The organism is Pseudomonas sp. Pseusp11 (assembly GCF_047304405.1).
Taxonomy (GTDB): Bacteria; Pseudomonadota; Gammaproteobacteria; order Pseudomonadales; family Pseudomonadaceae; genus Aquipseudomonas.
In genome coordinates, this window is the sequence record NZ_JBGLZF010000014.1 from 23,637 (window position 1) to 43,689 (window position 20,053).

The window sequence follows — 20,053 nt, forward strand, 5'->3', positions numbered from 1 at the left end:
ATCAACACTAGCCTGCTTGCTCTTACACAAACCAAGGGCAACACCATGACAGTACTAACTATTTTCTTCTGCGGCACCGGTTCCACCAAATTCGACGACACCCATGAAAACTTCTGGGACGGTGAACTGGTCTCCACACTTTCCTCTAACCATACCGGCCGCGAGTTTGCCGAATGGATCGTGGTCGACGGCCCCGGCAGCGGTAACCTGCAAGCCGACGATCTGTTTACCAAGTCCGCGGACTATGGCCTCAGCGGTACGCTGTTCGGCAAAGGCTGGGAGCAAAACGTCCAGCATGCGATCAACATCATCAAAGGCCAGTGCGACTGGCAGCGCGAGCAACTGACCGAAGCGGAATACAACCGCCTCAAAGCTGCCGGCATTCCCATCGAAGATGTGAAAGTCGAAGGCTCGTGGTTCTGGCGTAAATACAACTACGGCGATCGCAGCGTGACGCAACAAAAGTTACAGGAGCAAATTATCAAGACCTTCCGCAAGGATGGTGTTATTCCAACCAAAGTAAACCTGGTGGGCTGGAGCCGTGGCGGCATTAGTTGCCACATGCTGGCCAACGCCATGTTCAAGGACAGCGAACTTAAAAACATCCCGGTTAATATCTTTGCGATTGATCCGGTGCCCGGCATTGGCAATTTCCAGGATGACAAAGTCAAACTTGGCGCCAACGTCAAAGAGTATGTAGGTTTCTTCGCCCGTGATGAACGCTCGAAAGGCTTCAGCTGCGTCATCCCGCAAACCGCCACCGGCACCCAAACCCACATCTACCCCATGGCCGGCCGCCACGCCACCATGGCCGGTAACGCCACCTCCGCCGGCGGCGTCCCCAGCGGTGCCAGCGACCTGAAAATCCTGGTCGAACCCGGCCGCATCGTCCGCCACCTCGCCGAAACCTGCCTCAAGCGTTGGGGCGTACAGCTGAACAAGCCGCTGAACCTGACCCAGGCCGACTTGGAGAACCTCAGCAACGCCATGGTCAGCGACGAAGCGAAGTACCGGCTGATGCACAACTACTCCTACACCTACTTCACCGAGCTGGACCAAGGCGAACGCTACGTTTCCCTGGGCAGCAAAGGGGTCAGCTTCTCCGCGGTGAAAGGCACGATCTACGCGCCGGCGACCGGGTTGAGCACCAGTCTGCTGGATGTTGCGGCGTATCGGTCTATTTGTTGAAAACGATGGCGGATCGGTAGGAACGGCCTATGAAATCTTCATACCGTTCCTACAACAAAAGGAACCTTGTCGGCTATCGCCATCCTGTAGCTCAAATCTATAGTCGTGACTGCCGCTGCCAAATCAGCGGCTCGGGCTTGGTCACCCGAATTAGATCTACGCACGCACCCGTTGTATGCTGCCGGCGCTTTTTTGTGTCAGTACAGTTTATGGCGGCTGTGTTTGGGACGTCTTCGGGCGTGCCGGGTAAGCGTGCGATCTCACCGGTTGACCAACCCGAATACAGTCCGCCTCCCATCGCTTGGTCACGATGGCAGCGGTTCTTTCTGATGCATTCGAGATTACACATTATGAATAATCCGTTCACACCTGATCGCTACCGCCCACTCCAATCCAACCTTACCGACACCCCACCCCTGATCATCGACACAGAGGCCAACCCGCAAGACATCCTCGAAGCCGCCCTCCAGCGCATCCGAGCCTCCAGCGACCTCCTCAAAACCTTGCACTGCATTTGCTTCAAACACGGCGACGTCGAAGACATCCCCCACATCACCCACGCGCTCTACTTGCTGACCCAGGACGGCTGCGACCTGCTGAAAGTCGCCCAGCAACGCATGATGGGCTGGAAAGCGCCGGCCTGACGCCGAGTGAAGATCGTTCCCACGCGCAGCAAAGGAATGCCTCTACGGACGCTCCGCGTTCGGCCCTTGGGACGCAGAGCGTCCCGGGCTGCATTCCCACGCGGAGCGCAGGAACGATCAAAAAAACTTGCGTACTACGAAAAAGTGCGCCGCTCAAACTACCTGGCTAGCCTGCGTCTGGCAGGATTCGACACATCACCGGCAGACCTCGACAAATCACTCCCTACACGAAAAGAAGTGCTGGCCAAGTACCGACAAGACAAACCGCTGCCATCTGCTTCCGCTCTTCCCCACGAACCCGACGCCCAATAAGATCCTCCTGAGCCCAACCGGACGCCCCACAATGAACCTCGCCCCCAACTTCCCCGACGATCACGCCATGCACCTGCTCATGCAGCTGCTGCACGAAGAACTCGGCCTACCCGAACGCAAAACCATCAGCCTCACCACCGCGATCAACTTTGACCTGGGCTGCGACGGCGCGGATGCGCGGCAGCTGATGGAAGCGCTGGAGGAACAGTTCGCCATCGACTTCATCGACTACGACGCGTATCGGTATTTTCAGCCCGAAGGCTTTGACCCGTTCCTCAAGCGCCGGGCCAAGGGTCGTGGCGACAAAATCCCGCTGACCATTGGCATGCTCTACAAAGCAATCAAGAAGCAACGCTGGAACACGCAGGAAGTGGAAGCTGTATAGCGGATCAGGAGATAGTAAGTGGCATTATTCTGGCTGTTTAGCGTGTTTACTGCGGGAGTATTGCCAGTTCCGCCTCAAGGGAGCTAAATCGCGCTCACAAAAAAGCCGCCCTCAAAGGGCGGCTTTCTCTTACCTCAAACCACTACCGATACTTACAACTTCGGCCCAGCAGCCTTGATCGCGTCGCTCACGTCGAACTTCTTGAAGTTCTCAACGAACAACCCAGCCAGCGCCTTAGCGGCTTCATCGTAAGCAGCCTTATCAGCCCAGGTGTTACGTGGGTTCAACAGGCCAGTCTCAACGCCCGGTACAGCCAATGGCACGTCAAGGTTGATAGTGTCCAGGTGCTCAGTCTCGGCACCGATCAACGCGCCGCTCTGGATCGCTGCGATCACGCCGCGAGTGGTCGGGATGTTGAAGCGTTTGCCGACGCCGTAGCCGCCGCCGGTCCAGCCGGTGTTGACCAGGTAGACCTTGGAGCCGAAGCCGCGGATGCGCTTGATCAGCAGTTCTGCGTATTCGCCAGCCGGACGCGGGAAGAACGGTGCGCCGAAGCAGGTGGAGAAGGTCGACTTGATGCCGCTGCCGGAACCCATTTCGGTCGAGCCCACCAGTGCGGTGTAGCCGGACAGGAAGTGGTAGGCCGCTTGTTCTTCATTGAGGATCGACACTGGCGGCAGCACGCCGGTCAGGTCGCAGGTCAGGAAGATCACTGCGTTTGGCTCGCCGCCCAGGTTCTTCTCGGAACGCTTGGCTACGTGCTCCAGCGGGTAGGCGGCGCGGCTGTTCTGGGTCAGGCTGACATCGGTGTAGTCGGCGTGCTTGGCGTCGTCGATAACAACGTTTTCCAGGACTGCGCCGTGTTTGATGGCTTTCCAGATGACCGGCTCGTTCTTCTCGGACAGGTCGATGCACTTGGCATAGCAACCGCCTTCGATGTTGAACACCACGCCCTCGCCCCAGCCGTGTTCGTCGTCACCGATCAGGTAACGGCTTTCGTCGGCGGACAGGGTGGTCTTGCCGGTGCCGGACAGGCCGAAGAACAGGGTCACGTCGCCCGCTTCGCCGATGTTGGCGGCGCAGTGCATTGGCAGCACGTCGGCGGCCGGCAGCAGGAAGTTCTGCACCGAGAACATGGCTTTCTTCATTTCACCGGCGTAGCGCATGCCGGCGAGCAGCACTTTTTTCTGCGCGAAGTTGATGATCACGCAACCGTCGGAGTTGGTGCCGTCACGCTCTGGCACGCACTCGAAGTTGGCGACGTTCAGAACTTGCCACTCTTCACGACCGGCCGGGTTGTACTGGGCCGGGTTGATGAACAGGCAACGACCGAACAGGTTCTGCCAGGCAGTCTGGGTAGTCATTTTCACGGCCAGGTAGTGCTCTTCAGCCGAACCTACGTGCACGTGGGAAACGAAATGCTCTTGCGCGTTGTTGAACGCCTCGACGCGAGCCCACAGGGCATCGAACTTGTCGGCCGGGAACTTGCGGTTGATCGGGCCCCAGGCAATGGCGGCCTGGGTGGTCGGCTCTTCAACGATGAAACGATCGACTGGCGAACGGCCGGTACGGTGACCGGTGCGAACAACCAGCGCGCCGGTATCGGCAAGCTCGCCTTCACCGCGATTCAGGGCTTGTTTAACCAGATCATCAACACTCAGATCGGTGTACACGGCGTTATTGGCTTGCGTCATGAGGTTCCCCGTCGGCCAGTGGCCGAGTGCTCCAAACGTTTTGTAGTAGAAAGTCGTGCACTACTACCGCGAAAAAAGTGGGCCGGATTATGCCAGAAAAGCCCAAAAAGTGTAGGGCCCTCCCGTCAGAACGGCGTTATTCCGGCGTTAAGCAGTGAATTTACCTGCGCTGAAGCGTTTTAGTGACGGGTATCTGACGGCGTATCAACCCCTGCTCCGGCGAATAACTGAGTGATATCGGCCGCGTCGAACAGGTAGCGCTCGTTGCAAAACTGACAATCGACCTCGATGCTGCCGCCATGTTCGACAACCAGCTGCTGCGCATCTTCCAGACCCAGACTGACCAGCGCATTGCCCGAGCGTTCCCGGGAGCAACTGCAATGGAAGCGCAGTTTCTGCACATCGAACAAACGAACTTGTTCTTCGTGGTACAGGCGATGGAGCACGGTTTCGTTGTCCAGGCTCAGCAATTCGTCGGCGGTCAGGGTGCTGGCCAGGGCGGTGATGTGCTGCCAACTGGCGGCGCGATCTTCTTCATCTTTCAGACGGTCGGCAGGCAATTGCTGCAACAGCAGGCCACGGGCACGACGGCCGTCGGCGTACAGCTTGAAGCGGGTGCCAACCTGCTGCGACATGACGAAATAGTTGGTGAAGCAATCGGACAGGGTTTCACCGTCGAGATCGACAATGCCCTGATAACGCTGGCCTTGAGTCGGGTCGACAGTCAGCGCCAACACGCCATTGGGCATCAGGTCGGCGAGCGTCGCATCGGGCGCGATCTGCTCGGCGTGATAGCGGGCCAGGCCGCGAATTTCGCGCTCGCTGGAGCACTCGATCATCAGCATCGGCACCGGGCCTTCGGAACGGGCCTGAAGAATCAGCAAGCCATCGAACTTCAAGGTGCCTACCAGCAACGCTGCAGCCGCCATCAGCTCGCCCAGCAGTTGCGCGACCGGCTCCGGATAGGTGTGTTTGGCGAGGACTTCGGCATAGCTACGCTCCAATGCCACCAGTTCGCCGCGGGTGTCGCTGTCATCGAAGATGAAGCGTTGGGTGTAGTCGGTATCCGGTAGATCGGTCATAGGTCTGGGTATCTGAATTGGTGACAAAAAAGGTTACAAAAAATGAAACACGCCGTAGCAGCACTTTTGGGGGTGAGCTTAGCCATAGCGGCATTTTATGAACAATTCGGGGTTGTTCCAAGCAAGGTCAAACCTCGGTTTTCGACGAGCGGTGCTTTCACCTGCGAAATGCGCCGTTGGCGAATATCCCCCATATGGCTGCACAGGCAGGCGATTACAAGTCTGCGCCCGACGGCCGTCACTACTCGTCGTTGCTGCTGCCGCGAAACTTGAACAAATCCCGGCGCTGTTTCTTGCTCGGTTTGCCGTCGGTGCTCACGCCCAACGCCCCGGCCTTGCGCATGGCCGCCGCCGCTTCACGCTTGGCAATGCTGGCTTCGGTTTCGGCATACAGGGCCTGGGCTTCCGGCGCGCCACGACGCACGATCGACAACGCCTGGACCACCACCGTGCGCTCCTCGAAGCCGGTGCGAATCTGAAACTCGTCGCCGATCCTCGGCTCCTTGCCTGGCTTGCAGCGCTCACCCCGGCAATGCACCTTGCCGCTTTCAATCGCGGCCTTGGCCAAGGCACGTGTTTTATAAAAACGCGCAGCCCACAACCATTTATCGAGACGGACCTTGTCGTCCTCTTCGCTTTTTTGTGCCATTGGATGACCTCATTCTGAAATATCGATGAACTGTACTACCGTTTCTGTCGTGCCATGAATCACAACGCCGTGGATTAGAATGCAGGCATTCCCCCCTGTTTGAGGGATGAAAATCCGGGCCGTAGATATCTGTCGCCTTTTACCCATTATTCTGCGTGAATACCGCGAATTCGGCCGCACACGGCCTGAGCGGTTTTTACCGGTTGAGCACTTTTGAAGACATTTGACCATTTGACCGTTGTCGGTCTGCGCGAGTGGGTGGCGCTCCCGGATTTGGGAGTCGCGGGCCTTCGGGCAAAAATCGACACCGGCGCCAGTACCTCCAGCCTGCATGCCACCGACATCGAGCCGTTCGAGCGCGACGGCGAACAGTGGGTGCGCTTCACCGCGCACCTGGGCACGGTGGTGCAATTGCGGCACCGGCGCTGCGAAGCCCCGCTGGTGACGATGAAAACCATTAAAAGCTCCAACGGCCACGCGCAGATGCGCTATGTGGTCAGCACCACCCTGGCCCTCGGTGATCGGGTCTGGCGGGTCGAGTTCACCCTCGCCTGCCGCAAGTCCATGCGTTATCGCCTGTTACTCGGTTCCAAAGCCCTGATCGACGGCCAGTTGGTGGTCAATCCGGGCATCAAATATGTACAAGACAAGCCGGTGTTCCCGGTATCTACCCTCTCCACAGGTGTTGCATGAAGATCGCTGTGCTGTCGCGCAATCCGCGTCTGTATTCCACCCGTCGCCTGGTCGAAGCCGGTATAGAGCGTGGCCATGAAATGGTGGTGATCGACACCCTGCGCGCCTACATGAACATTGCCAGCCACAAGCCGCAAATCCACTACCGCGGCAAGCCGCTGGAGGGTTTCGATGCGGTGATCCCGCGGATCGGCGCATCGGTCACGTTTTATGGCTGCGCGGTGCTGCGCCAGTTCGAAATGATGGGGGTGTTTCCGCTCAACGAATCGGTGGCCATTGCCCGTTCGCGAGACAAACTGCGTTCCCTGCAATTGCTGTCGCGCCGAGGGATCGGTTTGCCGGTCACCGGTTTTGCGCACTCCCCGGATGACATTCCCGACTTGATCGAGATGGTCAACGGCGCGCCGCTGGTGATCAAGGTGCTGGAAGGCACCCAGGGCATCGGCGTGGTGCTGTGTGAAACGGCGACGGCGGCGGAGTCGGTGATCGAGGCCTTCATGGGCCTGAAGCAGAACATCATGGTTCAGGAGTACATCAAGGAAGCCGGCGGCGCGGACATTCGCTGTTTCGTGGTCGGTGACAAGGTGATCGCGGCGATGAAGCGCCAGGCCAAGCCGGGGGAGTTTCGCTCCAACCTGCATCGCGGTGGCAGTGCGAGCCTGATCAAGATCACCCCGGAAGAACGCATGACCGCATTGCGTGCAGCGAAGGTCATGGGTTTGGCGGTGGCGGGTGTGGATATCCTGCGTTCCAATCATGGGCCGCTGGTGATGGAAGTGAACTCGTCGCCGGGACTGGAAGGGATTGAAACCACCACCGGGAAGAACGTGGCGGGGATCATCATTGAGCATCTGGAGAAGAATGGCGGACCGAATATGACGCGGACCAAAGGTAAAGGGTAAAGCTTACTCAGTCCCTGTGAGGGAGCTTGCTCCCGCTGGACCGGGCTGGCGCTCCAGGCCGAAGGACTCCCAAATCCGGCAACCGTGTTTTTTCATTGAAATACGGTTGCCTGACTTCACGGTCGCTGCGCAACAGAGCGGGAGCAAGCTCCCTCGCCACAGAGGTTGTGTACGACGCTTAAACCGCATCCCGCGGCAACATCAACCCAAGCGGCAACCGCACCCGTGCTTCCAGCCCACCACCGGAGCGGTTGCGCAGCTCGACATTGCCGCCATGCATCGAGGCGATCCGTTTCACGATCGCCACGGGTGAACGGGTTGAAAATCGCTTCCAGCTCCGACGGATCAATCCCCGCACCACGGTCCATGACACTCAGCACCACATACGGCGCGCTGGTATCCCCGGACACATAAGCCGCCACTTCCACTCCACTGCCAGCGTGATGCAGCGCATTGCCGATCAGGTTGTTCAGCAGCCGCTTCATCGACACCCGACGCAACGGGAACGGCTGGATCGGTTCCAGGCGCAAGTGCACTTTTTCTTCGTTCTGGTTGTACGGTGCGGCGACTTCGCGAACCAGATCGCTCAGGTCCACTTCTTCCACCAACTCGTCACGACCATCGCGAATGAAGGCCAGGAACTGGTCAAGAATCGCGTCCATGTCTTCGATGTCGCGGATCATGTCGTCCGTCAGGTCGCTGTGATCGCCCATCAGTTCCAGGGACAGCCGCAAACGTGTCAGCGGCGTGCGCAGGTCGTGGGACACCCCGGCCAGCATCAGCTCACGCTCGCGCCCTGCCTGTTCGACGTCTTCGGCCATCTGGTTGAAGGCGCGATAGACCTCGGTCATCTCGCTTGGCGTGTCGCTGATCGGCAGACGCACACTGCGGCCCTGACCGAGTTGCCGCGCGGCATAGACCAGACGTTTCAACGGTTGATTGAGCTGGCTGACGAAAATCCACGCCGAGGCGGTGGATAGCAGACCGATGGCGAGGAACCAGCCGAGCACGTTCCAGATTTTCTGGCCGCGCAACGGATGCGGATACAGCGGCACTTTCAGCCAGCCATCGCCCAGGCTGGGTGCCCGAACCCACAGCGCCGGTGGCGAGTGCATGCGTAATCGTACTTCGGTGTCGGCACCCAGTTCGGCCTGCATCTGTCGCTGGTAGATCTCGCTGTACGGCCAGTGCTGCTCGCCTTCCGGCACACCGGCGCCCACCACCCGGATCAGGGTCGCGGCATCGGCAATCTTCGCTCGGTTCTCTTCATCGGCGGCCCAATAGGCGCGCAGCGTCAGGGCGACGCCGTGGCTGTATTGGCGATCCACCAGCACGTCTTCGTTCATCAACAGATAAACCAGGGTCAGCGCCTTGGAGAACAGGACGACGATCAGCACCAGCCACAGGGTGCGGGAGAAGAAGCTCTGGGGGAACCAAACAGGGGTTTTCATGGGTAACCGCTACACACTTGCAGGAGCGAGCGATGCTCGCATATTGCGGATCGCGAGTCTGCGGGAAAGGTCATCCGACCCGTTACCCGCAGGACCCGCTCCTACAAATCACCGATCACTTCGTGGCGGCGCCATCCGGAACGAACACGTAGCCCACGCCCCAGACGGTCTGGATGTAGCGCGGTTTGGACGGATCGGGCTCGATCATCCGACGCAGACGGGAGATCTGCACGTCGATGGAACGCTCCAGGGCATCCCACTCGCGGCCACGGGCCAGGTTCATCAGCTTGTCGCGGGTCAGCGGTTGACGGGCGTTCATGACCAGGGCCTTGAGCACCGCGAACTCACCGGTGGTGAGCATGTGCACTTTGTCGCCACGCTTGAGTTCGCGGGTGGCCAGGGACAGCTCGTAGTCACCGAAGGTCACGCTTTCGTCTTCGCTGCCCGGCGCACCCGGCACCGGTGCTGCCTGGCGCCGCAGCACCGCTTTGACCCGGGCCATCAGCTCGTCCGGGTTGAACGGCTTGGCCAGGTAATCGTCGGCGCCCAGTTCCAGGCCCTTGATACGGCTCAGCTCGTCGCCCTTGGCGGTGAGCATGATGATTGGAATCTGATTGTTCGCCGTGCGCAGGCGGCGGCAGGCGGTCAAGCCGTCTTCGCCGGGCAGCATCAGGTCGAGGACGACCAGGTTGAACACTTCACGCGCCAGCAGGCGGTCCATTTGTTCGGTGTTCGGGACGGCGCGGGCACGGTAGCCCTTGCTGACGAAAAAACGTTCCAGCAGGCTGCTCAGCCCTGGATCGTCGTCAACAATAAGAATTTTTTCGCCTTCAGCAGTTTGTGCAGTGCTGCTCATTGGATGCTCCTTTGATCTCGGCGCGCATTATGGCGTAGCTGCCGTTATACGCACCGTGTGCATTGTTAGCAGATTTTTCCTTCACCGCCAGGAAACCAGTCTTTTCGCCTACAGCCTGCAATGCCCCCGAATGACAGAACGCTGGTTATAATGCGCGGCCTTTTGTGTCAGGCAACGTCTGATCGTTATTGCCGGTAACCACTTTTTATTTTCATGGCGCTGGCAGTAATTGTTCGATTTCACGGGTCAACGGCAAGCCTGTTGATCCAGGTAGCGGCGCTCGCCAGGCCGCTCAACCAGACTCGCGAAGGCCCTATTTCCGCGCCTGCGAGCCTGCTTTCACAATTTGTCAGGTGGTTTTATGGACAGCATCAACAGCCGCATCGCCGAGGAACTCGGCGTCCGCCCACAACAGGTCGAAGCGGCCGTCGCGCTACTCGATGAAGGCTCCACGGTGCCCTTCATCGCCCGCTACCGGAAAGAAGTGACCGGCAGCCTCGATGACACGCAACTGCGTCATCTGGAAGAGCGTCTGCGCTACCTGCGAGAACTCGACGAACGGCGTATCAGCATCCTCGCCAGCATTGAGGAGCAAGGCAAGCTGACCCCTGCACTTGAGCGCGACATCAAGCTCGCCGACACCAAGACCCGCCTCGAAGACTTGTACCTGCCGTACAAGCAGAAGCGCCGCACCAAGGGCCAGATCGCCCTGGAAGCCGGCCTCGGCGAACTGGCCGACGGCCTGTTCAACGATCCAACCCTGAACCCGGAAACCGAAGCGGCGCGCTTCATCGACGCCGAAAAAGGCGTGGCCGATGCGAAGGCCGCCCTCGAAGGCGCCAAGTACATCCTCATGGAGCGCTTCGCCGAAGACGCCGGTCTGCTGGACAAGCTGCGCAATTACCTCAAGCAGGAAGCCACCCTCAGTGCCCGCGTGATCGCCGGCAAGGAAGAGGAAGGTGCCAAGTTCCGCGACTACTTCGAACACGACGAACCACTGAAAAGCATGCCGTCGCACCGCGCACTGGCGATTTTCCGTGGCCGCAACGAAGGCATTCTCAGCTCCGCGCTGAAAGTCGGTGACGAGCTGCCGGGCACCATGCACCCGTGCGAAGGCATGATCGGCCAGCAATTCGGCATCCAGAATCAGAACCGCGCCGCCGACAAATGGCTGGGCGAAGTGGTGCGCTGGACTTGGAAGGTCAAGCTCTACACCCACCTGGAAACCGACCTGTTGGGCGAGCTGCGCGATGGCGCGGAAACCGAAGCGATCAACGTGTTCGCCCACAACCTGCACGACCTGCTGCTGGCCGCGCCAGCCGGCCCGCGTGCCACCCTGGGCCTCGACCCGGGCCTGCGCACCGGCTGCAAGGTGGCCGTGGTCGACGCCACCGGCAAGCTGCTGGACCACGCCACGGTTTACCCGCACGTACCGCACAACAAGTGGGACCAGACCCTCGCCGTACTCGCCGCCCTGTGCGCCAAGCATTCGGTGGACCTGATCGCTATCGGCAACGGCACCGCCAGCCGCGAAACCGACAAACTGGCCGCTGAACTGATCAAAAAATACCCAGCCATGAAGATGACCAAAGTCATGGTCTCCGAGGCTGGTGCATCGGTTTACTCGGCCTCGGAACTGGCTTCCAAGGAATTCCCGGACCTGGACGTGTCGATCCGTGGCGCGGTGTCCATCGCTCGTCGCTTGCAAGACCCGCTGGCGGAGCTGGTGAAGATCGATCCGAAATCGATCGGCGTTGGCCAATACCAGCACGACGTGTCGCAGCTGAAACTGGCGCGCGGCCTGGACGCGGTGGTCGAAGACTGCGTAAACGCCGTGGGCGTGGACGTCAACACCGCGTCCGTGGCGCTGCTGGCGCGCATCTCCGGCCTCAACGCGACCCTGGCGCAGAACATCGTTGCTCACCGCGACGAGCACGGTGCGTTCAAAACCCGTGCGGCGCTGAAGAAAGTCGCCCGCCTGGGTGAAAAAACCTTCGAACAGGCCGCCGGCTTCCTGCGCGTGATGAACGGCGACAACCCTCTGGATTCGTCTGCGGTTCACCCGGAAGCCTATCCGCTGGTGCAGCGCATTGCCGCTGAAACCGACCGCGACATTCGCTCGCTGATCGGCGACGCCGCGTTCCTCAAGCGTCTGGATCCGAAGAAGTACACCGACGAAACGTTCGGCCTGCCGACGGTCACCGACATTCTGCAAGAGCTGGAAAAACCTGGCCGCGACCCGCGTCCCGAGTTCAAGACCGCCGAGTTCCAGGACGGCGTCGAAGACCTCAAGGACCTGCAACTGGGCATGATCCTCGAAGGCGTGGTCACCAACGTGACCAACTTCGGTGCCTTCGTCGACATCGGCGTGCATCAGGACGGTCTGGTGCACATTTCCGCGCTGTCGGAGAAGTTCATCAAGGATCCACGCGAAGCGGTGAAGGCCGGTGATGTGGTCAAGGTGAAGGTCATGGAAGTCGATATCCCGCGCAAACGCGTCGGCCTGTCGATGCGCATGAGCGACACCCCGGGCGAGAAGATCGACGGTGCCCGTGGTGCACGTCCGGGGTCGGCTCCGCGCCAGTCCCAGAACACCGCGCCGCGCAAGGAAACCCCGGCAGCGGCCCCGACCAACAACGCCATGGCGTCGCTGTTCGCCAACGCCAAGCAGTTGAAGAAACGTTGATGGAGATCCCGGCCGGCTTGACCGAAAGCGCGTTTTTCAAGCTGCTGGGGTGTCGCTTGCACAGCCTGGACACCGGGGTGGCGCAAGTCGCCCTGGCGCTGGAGCCACAGTTGCGCAATCGCGGCGGCAAGCTGCACGGCGGGGCCTTGTTCAGTCTGGTGGACATTGCCATGGGGCTGGCCTGCTCCAGCACCCACGGCTTTGACCAGCAAAGCGCGACTATCGAGTGCAAGATCAACTACATCCGCGCAGTCGCCGACGGTGAAGTGATGTGCACGGCCAGGGTGATCCACCCGGGCCGTCGCACGCTTGTCGTCGAGGCCGATGTGATGCAAGGCGACAAACTGGTCGCAAAAGCACAAGGCACGTTCGCTGTCCTGTAGCCCCCAATCATCAATTTGAGTTAATTTCGGCGCTGTGACTACAGCGTCGGAGTTTCTCTGGGAGCGCCTGTGGCGAGGGGGCTTGCCCCCGTTTGAGTGCGTAGCACTCACAAGATCTTGAAACATCAGAGGTTTTGGGGCTGCTTCGCAGCCCAACGGGGGCAAGCCCCCTCGCCACGGGCCCGTTCCCAGCGGGGATTGCGGCGCTGGCTGATAGCAGGCCAGTGCGGCCCGAAAACCAGGCGAAAACGCCAGTTTCAACTTCACCCTTGTAGACCGTCTTGCCCACCCCCATATTGGGGCGACTGACGCGTGAAGGAATCCAACTTGAGCGAACTTCTCAACCGCCGCCTGGCTCTGCTCGGCGAGCGCGCTAACCTCTCTCTGCTCGAACAGTGCCTTCACGGCATCGAACGTGAATGCCTGCGCGTGACCGGCGAAGGTCGCCTGGCGCAAACACCGCACCCCGAAGCACTGGGTTCCGCGCTGACCAACGAACAAATCACCACCGACTATTCCGAGTCGCTGCTGGAGTTCATCACGCCAGCCCTGCCAGACCCGGCGCAGATGCTGGCGAGCCTGGACAGTATTCACCGTTTTGCCTACAGCAAGCTCGGCAACGAGTACCTGTGGAGTCCATCGATGCCGTGCCCGTTGCCGGCCGAGGAAGACATCCCGATCGCCTATTACGGCACCTCCAACATCGGTCAGCTCAAGTACGTCTATCGCAAGGGCCTGGCCCTGCGGTATGGCAAGACCATGCAGTGCATCGCCGGGATCCACTACAACTTTTCCCTGCCGGAAAAGCTCTGGCCGCTGCTCAAAGAGGCTGAAGGCTTTGACGGCACCGACCGCGATTTCCAGTCGTCGGCCTACATTGCGCTGATTCGCAACTTCCGTCGCTACAGCTGGCTGTTGATGTACCTGTTCGGCGCCTCGCCTGCACTGGACGCCGGTTTCCTGCGCGGTCGCTCGCATCAACTGGAACAACTGGATCCGGACACTTTGTACCTGCCGTACGCCACCAGCCTGCGCATGAGCGATCTGGGTTACCAGAGCAACGCCCAGGCCGGTCTGACGCCGTGCTACAACGATCTGACCAGCTACACCGACAGCCTGCGCAAAGCGGTGGCTACGCCGTATCCACCGTACGTCGAGGTGGGTACGCACAAGGACGGTGAGTGGGTTCAGCTCAACACCAACATCCTGCAGATCGAAAACGAGTACTACTCCAACATCCGCCCCAAGCGCGTGACCTACACCGGCGAACGGCCGATTCAGGCGCTGGTGGCCCGTGGCATCCAGTACGTCGAAGTGCGCTGCCTGGACATCAACCCGTTCCTGCCAATGGGCATTGACCTCACCGAGTCACGGTTCCTCGACGCTTTCCTGCTGTACTGCGCACTGAACGACAGCCCGCTGCTGACCAGTACCAGCTGCGGTAACGCAACCTCGAACTTCCTCAGCGTGGTCAAGGAAGGTCGTCGTCCGGGCCTGCAATTGCAACGCGACGGGCAAGCGGTGGACATGAAGGAATGGGCCGGCGAATTGCTGGAGAAGATTGCACCATTGGCGGCGCTGCTGGATCAGAGCCATGGCGGCGATGCCCACAGCAAGGCGCTGGACGCCCAAATGGCCAAGGTCCAGGACTCGTCCCTGACGCCATCGGCCCAGGTGTTGGCGGTAATGGCCGAACACAAGGAAAGCTTCGCCCAGTTCTCCCTGCGCCAAAGCCAGGTGCATGCAGAGTTTTTCCGCAGCGAGCCGCTTTCAGGCGAAGAACAGGCCAGGTTTGAAGAGTTGGCGCGTTCGTCGTTGGCTCAACAGGCTGAGCTTGAACAGAACGAAGTCGGCGATTTCGATGTGTTTGTCGGGTCGTATCAGGCGAGCATTCTGGCGATCAGCAATTAGACGCAAACCTCTGTGGCGAGGGAGCTTGCTCCCGCTCGGCTGCGCAGCAGCCGTAAAATCTGCGACGGTGTTTAATCTGACACAACACCTTCGCTGTTTTTGGGAGTCCTTCGGCCTGGAGCTCCAGCCCGGTCCAGCGGGAGCAAGCTCCCTCGCCACAAGAGCAATACACGACTATTCTCCCTTAGAATTTTCCGCTCATAAGCTCATTCTAAAAAGTTATTTATTTTAGGTTTCTTATATCATTTAGTCTCCTTTGACGCCGACTTCTCGGTCGCCTGACAAGGAGCTTCCTGATGAAACTGACTTCCCCTCTTCGCCTCCTGGTGGCCGCGTCGCTGGCTGCGGCAAGTTTCCTGGCTCAAGCGGCAGATGTGACCGTCGCCTACCAGACCACTGTAGACCCGGCCAAAGTCGCCCAGGCCGACGGCGCCTACGAAAAAGCCACCAAAGCCGCTATCAACTGGCGCAAGTTTGATAACGGTGCCGACATCATCGCCGCCATCGCTTCCGGCGATGTACAGATCGGCTACCTCGGTTCCAGCCCCCTGACGGCGGCAATCACCCGCAAAGTCCCAGTGGAAACCTTCCTCATCGCCACCCAGATCGGCGCTGCCGAGGCCTTGGTCGCGCGCGACGGTTCCGGGATCAAGACCCCGCAAGACCTGATCGGCAAGAAAGTCGCCGTACCGTTCGTCTCCACCGGCCACTACAGCCTGCTGGCCGCTCTGAAGCACTGGAACATCGACCCGTCGAAAGTCACCGTGCTCAACCTCGCGCCGCCAGCCATCATCGCGGCATGGAAACGCGGTGACATCGACGCCACCTACGTGTGGGATCCGGCGCTCGGTGTGGCCAAGGAAAACGGCAAAGTGCTGATCACTTCCGGCGAGTTGGCCAAGTTCGGCGCGCCGACCTTCGATGCCTGGATCGTGCGCAAGGACTTCGCCGAGAAGCATCCGGAGATCGTCACCGCATTCGCCAAAGTGACCCTCGATGCCTACGCCGACTACCGCAAGGATCCGCAAGCCTGGCTGGCCAATCAAAGCAACGTCGACAAACTGGTGAAACTCTCCGGCGCCAAGGCCAGCGATATTCCGCTGCTGCTGCAAGGCAACGTGTATCCGCTGGCGGCTGATCAGGTGATCACCCTCGGCGCGCCGACCACCAAAGCCATTACCGACACCGCGGCGTTCCTCAAGGAGCAGGGCAAGGTCGAGGCCGTGCTGCCGGACTACGCGCCGTACGTCAGCGCCAAGTACATCACCAACTGATCGGGAGTTAACCGCGATGGCTTTGCTACAGCTGGAGCGCATCAGCGCACAGTACCCAGGCAGCACGGAACCTGTGCTGGCGGATATTTCCCTGAGCCTTGGGCCCCAGCAGTTGCTGGTCGCCCTCGGCCCTTCCGGCAGTGGCAAGACTTCGCTGTTGAACCTGATTGCCGGTTTCGTCGAGCCCAGCGCCGGGCGCATCACCCTTGACGGCGTGCCGGTCAAAGGCCCGAGCGCCGAGCGCGGCGTGGTGTTTCAGGACGACGCCCTGCTGCCTTGGCAGGACGTGCTGGCCAACGTCGGTTTCGGTCTGGAACTGGCCGGCATTCCCCGGGACAAACGTGAAATCCGCGCCCGGGAAATGCTCGCGCTGGTGGACCTTTCCGGCTTCGAAAACCGCCGCATCTGGCAACTCTCGGGCGGGCAGAAACAACGTGTCGGCCTCGCCCGCGCCCTCGCCGCCGACCCTCGGGTGTTGCTGATGGACGAACCCTTCGGCGCCCTGGATGCCTTCACCCGCGAACAGATGCAGGAGCTGCTGTTGCAAGTCTGGCAACGCACCGCCAAACCGGTGTTCCTGATTACCCACGATATTGAAGAAGCGGTGTTCCTCGCCACGGATCTGATTCTGCTGGCGCCGAATCCCGGGCAAATCGTCGAGCGCCTGAGCCTGGATTTCGGTCAACGTTACGCCGCCGGCGAGTCGGCGCGCTCGATTAAATCCGACCCGCGCTTTATCGAAACCCGCGAACACGTGCTCGCCAAAGTGTTCTCCCAACGCAGTGCCGTCCAGCGGCAGGAGCGCGCATGAGCAGTTATGGAATTCCCGCCGCAACGGTGAAACCCGGTTCAAAGGTGAAGGGCTCGGCGGTGATCGCGCTACGCCGCCGTATCAGCACCCGCTGGATCAGCGTGCTGACACTGATCGCGCTGTTGGCGATCTGGTGGGCCGTCACCGCCACCGGTTTGATCGAACCGCTGTTCCTGCCGCCCCCCTCCGCCGTGCTGCAAAAAGGCTGGTTGCTGGTGACCAGCGGCTACATGGATTCGACCTTGTGGCAGCACTTGGGCGCGAGCCTCAGCCGCATCGGTTTGGGCCTGGGCTTCGCGGTGCTGACCGCCGTGCCGGTCGGCATTGCCATCGGCCACAACCGAATTGCTCGCGGCATTCTCGATCCGCTGATCGAGTTTTACCGCCCGATTCCGCCCCTGGCCTATTTGCCGCTGATTGTGATCTGGTGCGGCATCGGTGAGCTGTCGAAAGTGTTGCTGATCTACCTGGCGATCTTCGCCCCGATAGCCATCGCCACCGCCACCGGCGTGCGCACCGTCGACCCGGCGAAATTGCGCGCCGCGCAGTCGTTGGGCGCGAGTCGGGCGCAGTTGATTCGCCATGTGATTCTGCCTAGCGCCCTGCCGGATATTTTGACCGGCGTGCGCATTGGCTTGGGGGTAGGCTGGTCGACACTGGTCGCCGCCGAGTTGATCGCCGCCACCAGCGGCTTGGGCTTCATGGTGCAGTCGGCGGCGCAGTTCCTGGTCACCGATGTGGTGGTGCTGGGGATTCTGGTGATCGCGCTGATCGCCTTCGCTATGGAAATGGGCCTGCGCGCCCTGCAACGCAAACTGGTGCCGTGGCATGGCCAGGCTCACTGAATATTCAACCAGTGGGGGCCTGTGTGGCGAGGGGGCTTGCCCCCGTTTGAGTGCGTAGCACTCACAAGATCTTTGGTACATCAGAATTTTAAGGGCTGCTTCGCAACCCAACGGGGGCAAGCCCCCTCGCCACAGGTCGCTCCCACAGTCAGCGCCCTGGATTGAAGAGAACCGCCATGAGTAACTTGACCATCGTCCCCCTCAGCTGCGCCCTCGGCGCGCAAATCAGCGGCGTCGACATCAGCCAGCCGCTGAACGTGGAACAACGCGACGCCATCGAGCAGGCGCTGCTCAAGTATCAGGTGCTGTTCTTCCGTAACCAGCCGATCGAGCCACAGCAACAGGCGCGATTCGCCGCCTATTTCGGCGACCTGCATATTCATCCGATCTACCCGAACGTGCCGGAACAACCGGAAGTGCTGATCCTCGACACCGCCGTCACCGACGTGCGGGACAACGCGATCTGGCACACCGACGTGACGTTCCTGCCGACCCCGGCGATGGGCGCGGTGCTCAGCGCCAAGTTGCTGCCGGAGTTTGGTGGCGACACTCTGTGGGCCAGCGGCATTGCGGCGTATGACGCGTTGTCGGCGCCGATGAAAACCTTGCTCGAAGGACTCACTGCCACTCACGATTTCACCCGCTCGTTTCCACTGGAGCGCTATGGCAACACGCCGGAAGCCTTGGCCCAGTGGGAAGAAGCCCGGCGCAAAAATCCACCGCTGTCACACCCGGTGATTCGCACGCACCCGGTGAGCGGGCGTCGTTCGTTATTCGTCAATGAAGGGTTCACGTCGAAGATCAACGAGTTGTCGGAAACCGAGAGCGAAGTAGTTCTGAAGTTCTTGTTCGCCCACACCACACGGCCGGACTTCACCATTCGCTGGCGCTGGCAGAAAGACGACATCGCGTTCTGGGACAACCGCGTGACCCAGCATTACGCAGTGGATGATTACCGCCCGGCACGGCGGGTGATGCAGCGGGCGACGGTGTTGGGGGATGTGCCGTTTTAAGAGCAAAAGATCGCAGCCTTCGGCAGCTCCTACATTGACCGCGTTCGCCGCAAATATTGCGGTCAACCATCGATTCTGTAGGAGCTGCCGAAGGCTGCGATCTTTTGCTTTTTCAGGTTACTCAGCCGTCGAAGGCTTCTCCCACAAATTGATCCCGCCCTCCTGGGCAAATCGATCAATCTCTGCCAGTTCTTCCGCGCTAAAGCTCAGGTTCTTCAACGCCCCGACGTTCTCGATGATCTGCTCCGGCCGGCTCGCACCGATCAGCGCCGAGGTCACCCGTGGATCGCGCAAGGTCCAGGCCAACGCCAACTGCGCGAGGCTCTGACCGCGGCGTTTGGCGATTTCATTGAGCGCCCGCACTTGGGCGATGTTGGCTTCGGACAGGTGAGACGACTGCAATGAATCACCGCCCGGGCGGTTGACCCGCGCATCCTTCGGAATGCCGTTGAGGTATTTGTCGGTCAACAGGCCCTGCGCCAGCGGCGTGAAGGCAATCACACCAGTACCGAGTTCGTCGGTGACATCCAGCAGGTCTTTTTCCACCCAGCGATTGAGCAGGTTGTAGGCCGGCTGGTGGATCAGTAGCGGGACTTTCCACTCCTTGAGCAACGCGGCCATTTCCCGGGTTTTCACCCCGGAGTAAGACGAGATGCCAATGTACAACGCCTTGCCCTGTTGCACGGCGGTGGCCAGTGCGCTGGCAGTTTCTTCCAGCGGGGTGTCCGGGTCAAAACGGTGGGAATAGAAGATGTCCACGTAATCGAGGCCCAGGCGTTGCAGGCTCTGGTCGAGGCTGGCCAGCACATATTTGCGCGACCCGCCGCCCTGGCCGTAAGGGCCGGGCCACATGTCCCAACCGGCCTTGCTGGAGATGATCAGCTCATCGCGGTACTGCTTGAAGTCTTCGCGCAGCAAACGACCAAAGTTGATCTCGGCGCTGCCGTACGGCGGGCCATAGTTGTTGGCCAGGTCGAAGTGGTTGATGCCCAGATCGAACGCCGTGCGCAGCAACGAGCGCTGTATGTCGATCGGCGTGCTGTCGCCGAAGTTGTGCCACAGGCCCAGCGACAGTGCCGGCAGTACCAGTCCACTGCGACCTACGCGGCGGTAAGGGATAGAGTCGTAGCGGTTTTCGGCAGCGGTGTAGGTCATCGAATCCTCTCTTGTGGGTCTTGAATGGGGTATCGACTGCTTTGCAAGCTGCCCAGCATACGCCCAGACAAACGCCAGGAAACCCCGGATTCGACTAATTGCTGAAACGTTTCATAGAT

17 protein-coding genes and 2 pseudogenes are annotated in these 20,053 nt (G+C 60.3%); 13 read left to right on the forward strand and 6 right to left on the reverse strand.

All coding sequences use genetic code 11. From position 1 onward, the window contains the following. Positions 1–45: 45 nt before the first annotated feature. The 4 genes and pseudogenes from ACCC96_RS13505 (at position 46) to ACCC96_RS13520 (ending at position 2,529) form a co-directional block, all read left to right on the forward strand. Positions 46–1,188 (forward strand): hypothetical protein, encoded by a 1,143-nt coding sequence (locus tag ACCC96_RS13505; RefSeq protein WP_019651502.1) that lies wholly within the window; start codon positions 46–48, stop codon positions 1,186–1,188. 350 nt (positions 1,189–1,538) lie between these two features. Continuing rightward, positions 1,539–1,832, forward strand: coding sequence for a hypothetical protein (locus tag ACCC96_RS13510; protein ID WP_019651503.1), 294 nt, complete (start codon positions 1,539–1,541; stop codon positions 1,830–1,832). A 120-nt stretch (positions 1,833–1,952) separates the two neighbouring features. After that, positions 1,953–2,087, forward strand: a pseudogene (locus tag ACCC96_RS13515) (YhfG family protein); the annotation flags it as partial. A gap of 88 nt (positions 2,088–2,175) precedes the next feature. Beyond that, complete coding sequence (locus tag ACCC96_RS13520; protein ID WP_019651504.1) at positions 2,176–2,529, forward strand: DUF1493 family protein; 354 nt, start codon at positions 2,176–2,178, stop codon at positions 2,527–2,529. 152 nt (positions 2,530–2,681) lie between these two features. Here the strand turns inward: ACCC96_RS13520 and ACCC96_RS13525 are convergent, their stop codons facing one another. The 3 genes from ACCC96_RS13525 to ACCC96_RS13535 all read right to left on the reverse strand — a co-directional run bounded on the left by ACCC96_RS13525 (position 2,682) and on the right by ACCC96_RS13535 (position 5,954). Further along, a complete protein-coding gene (locus ACCC96_RS13525) occupies positions 2,682–4,223 on the reverse strand; it encodes a phosphoenolpyruvate carboxykinase (RefSeq protein WP_413696073.1) in 1,542 nt (513 codons plus the stop codon). Between the two features lie 179 nt (positions 4,224–4,402). Further along, positions 4,403–5,305 (reverse strand): Hsp33 family molecular chaperone HslO, encoded by a 903-nt coding sequence (gene hslO / locus ACCC96_RS13530; protein WP_019651505.1) that lies wholly within the window; start codon positions 5,303–5,305, stop codon positions 4,403–4,405. Between the two features lie 241 nt (positions 5,306–5,546). Beyond that, the gene (locus ACCC96_RS13535) at positions 5,547–5,954 is read right to left on the reverse strand and encodes an RNA-binding S4 domain-containing protein (protein ID WP_018929316.1); all 408 of its coding nucleotides are present in this window, start codon (positions 5,952–5,954) and stop codon (positions 5,547–5,549) included. A gap of 231 nt (positions 5,955–6,185) precedes the next feature. Between ACCC96_RS13535 and ACCC96_RS13540 the strand changes: the two genes are divergently transcribed. Continuing rightward, complete coding sequence (locus tag ACCC96_RS13540; RefSeq protein ID WP_172901254.1) at positions 6,186–6,647, forward strand: ATP-dependent zinc protease; 462 nt, start codon at positions 6,186–6,188, stop codon at positions 6,645–6,647. Then, a complete protein-coding gene (rimK, locus tag ACCC96_RS13545) occupies positions 6,644–7,549 on the forward strand; it encodes a 30S ribosomal protein S6--L-glutamate ligase (protein WP_007903081.1) in 906 nt (301 codons plus the stop codon). Before ACCC96_RS13540 ends, rimK begins: the two co-directional genes overlap by 4 nt. 178 nt (positions 7,550–7,727) lie before the next feature. On the opposite strand, the pseudogene ACCC96_RS13550 reads toward rimK, so the two are convergent. Both ACCC96_RS13550 and ompR read right to left on the reverse strand, forming a co-directional pair. Further along, positions 7,728–9,000, reverse strand: a pseudogene (locus ACCC96_RS13550) (ATP-binding protein). A 115-nt stretch (positions 9,001–9,115) separates the two neighbouring features. Further along, complete coding sequence (gene ompR, locus ACCC96_RS13555; protein ID WP_007939544.1) at positions 9,116–9,856, reverse strand: two-component system response regulator OmpR; 741 nt, start codon at positions 9,854–9,856, stop codon at positions 9,116–9,118. Positions 9,857–10,217: 361 nt separating this feature from the next. Between ompR and ACCC96_RS13560 the strand changes: the two genes are divergently transcribed. From ACCC96_RS13560 to tauD, 7 genes are all read left to right on the forward strand, one after another. Then, positions 10,218–12,542: a Tex family protein gene (locus ACCC96_RS13560; protein ID WP_019651506.1), complete on the forward strand. Its 2,325-nt coding sequence runs from the start codon at positions 10,218–10,220 to the stop codon at positions 12,540–12,542. Next, the gene (locus tag ACCC96_RS13565) at positions 12,542–12,925 is read left to right on the forward strand and encodes a PaaI family thioesterase (protein ID WP_018929320.1); all 384 of its coding nucleotides are present in this window, start codon (positions 12,542–12,544) and stop codon (positions 12,923–12,925) included. The genes ACCC96_RS13560 and ACCC96_RS13565 overlap by 1 nt, the downstream gene beginning before the upstream one ends. A 327-nt stretch (positions 12,926–13,252) precedes the next feature. Further along, positions 13,253–14,836, forward strand: coding sequence for a glutamate--cysteine ligase (gshA, locus tag ACCC96_RS13570; RefSeq protein ID WP_413696074.1), 1,584 nt, complete (start codon positions 13,253–13,255; stop codon positions 14,834–14,836). Positions 14,837–15,132: 296 nt separating this feature from the next. Further along, positions 15,133–16,110 (forward strand): taurine ABC transporter substrate-binding protein, encoded by a 978-nt coding sequence (gene tauA / locus ACCC96_RS13575; protein ID WP_019651508.1) that lies wholly within the window; start codon positions 15,133–15,135, stop codon positions 16,108–16,110. Between the two features lie 16 nt (positions 16,111–16,126). Then, a complete protein-coding gene (gene tauB / locus ACCC96_RS13580; protein ID WP_258671955.1) occupies positions 16,127–16,921 on the forward strand; it encodes a taurine ABC transporter ATP-binding subunit in 795 nt (264 codons plus the stop codon). Then, the gene (tauC, locus tag ACCC96_RS13585; RefSeq protein ID WP_413696075.1) at positions 16,918–17,766 is read left to right on the forward strand and encodes a taurine ABC transporter permease TauC; all 849 of its coding nucleotides are present in this window, start codon (positions 16,918–16,920) and stop codon (positions 17,764–17,766) included. Before tauB ends, tauC begins: the two co-directional genes overlap by 4 nt. Positions 17,767–17,942: 176 nt before the next feature. Continuing rightward, a complete protein-coding gene (gene tauD / locus ACCC96_RS13590; RefSeq protein ID WP_413696076.1) occupies positions 17,943–18,779 on the forward strand; it encodes a taurine dioxygenase in 837 nt (278 codons plus the stop codon). Positions 18,780–18,896: 117 nt separating this feature from the next. On the opposite strand, the gene mgrA is transcribed toward tauD, so the two are convergent. Further along, positions 18,897–19,934, reverse strand: coding sequence for an L-glyceraldehyde 3-phosphate reductase (gene mgrA / locus ACCC96_RS13595; protein ID WP_413696077.1), 1,038 nt, complete (start codon positions 19,932–19,934; stop codon positions 18,897–18,899). Between the last annotated feature and the right edge of the window lie 119 nt (positions 19,935–20,053).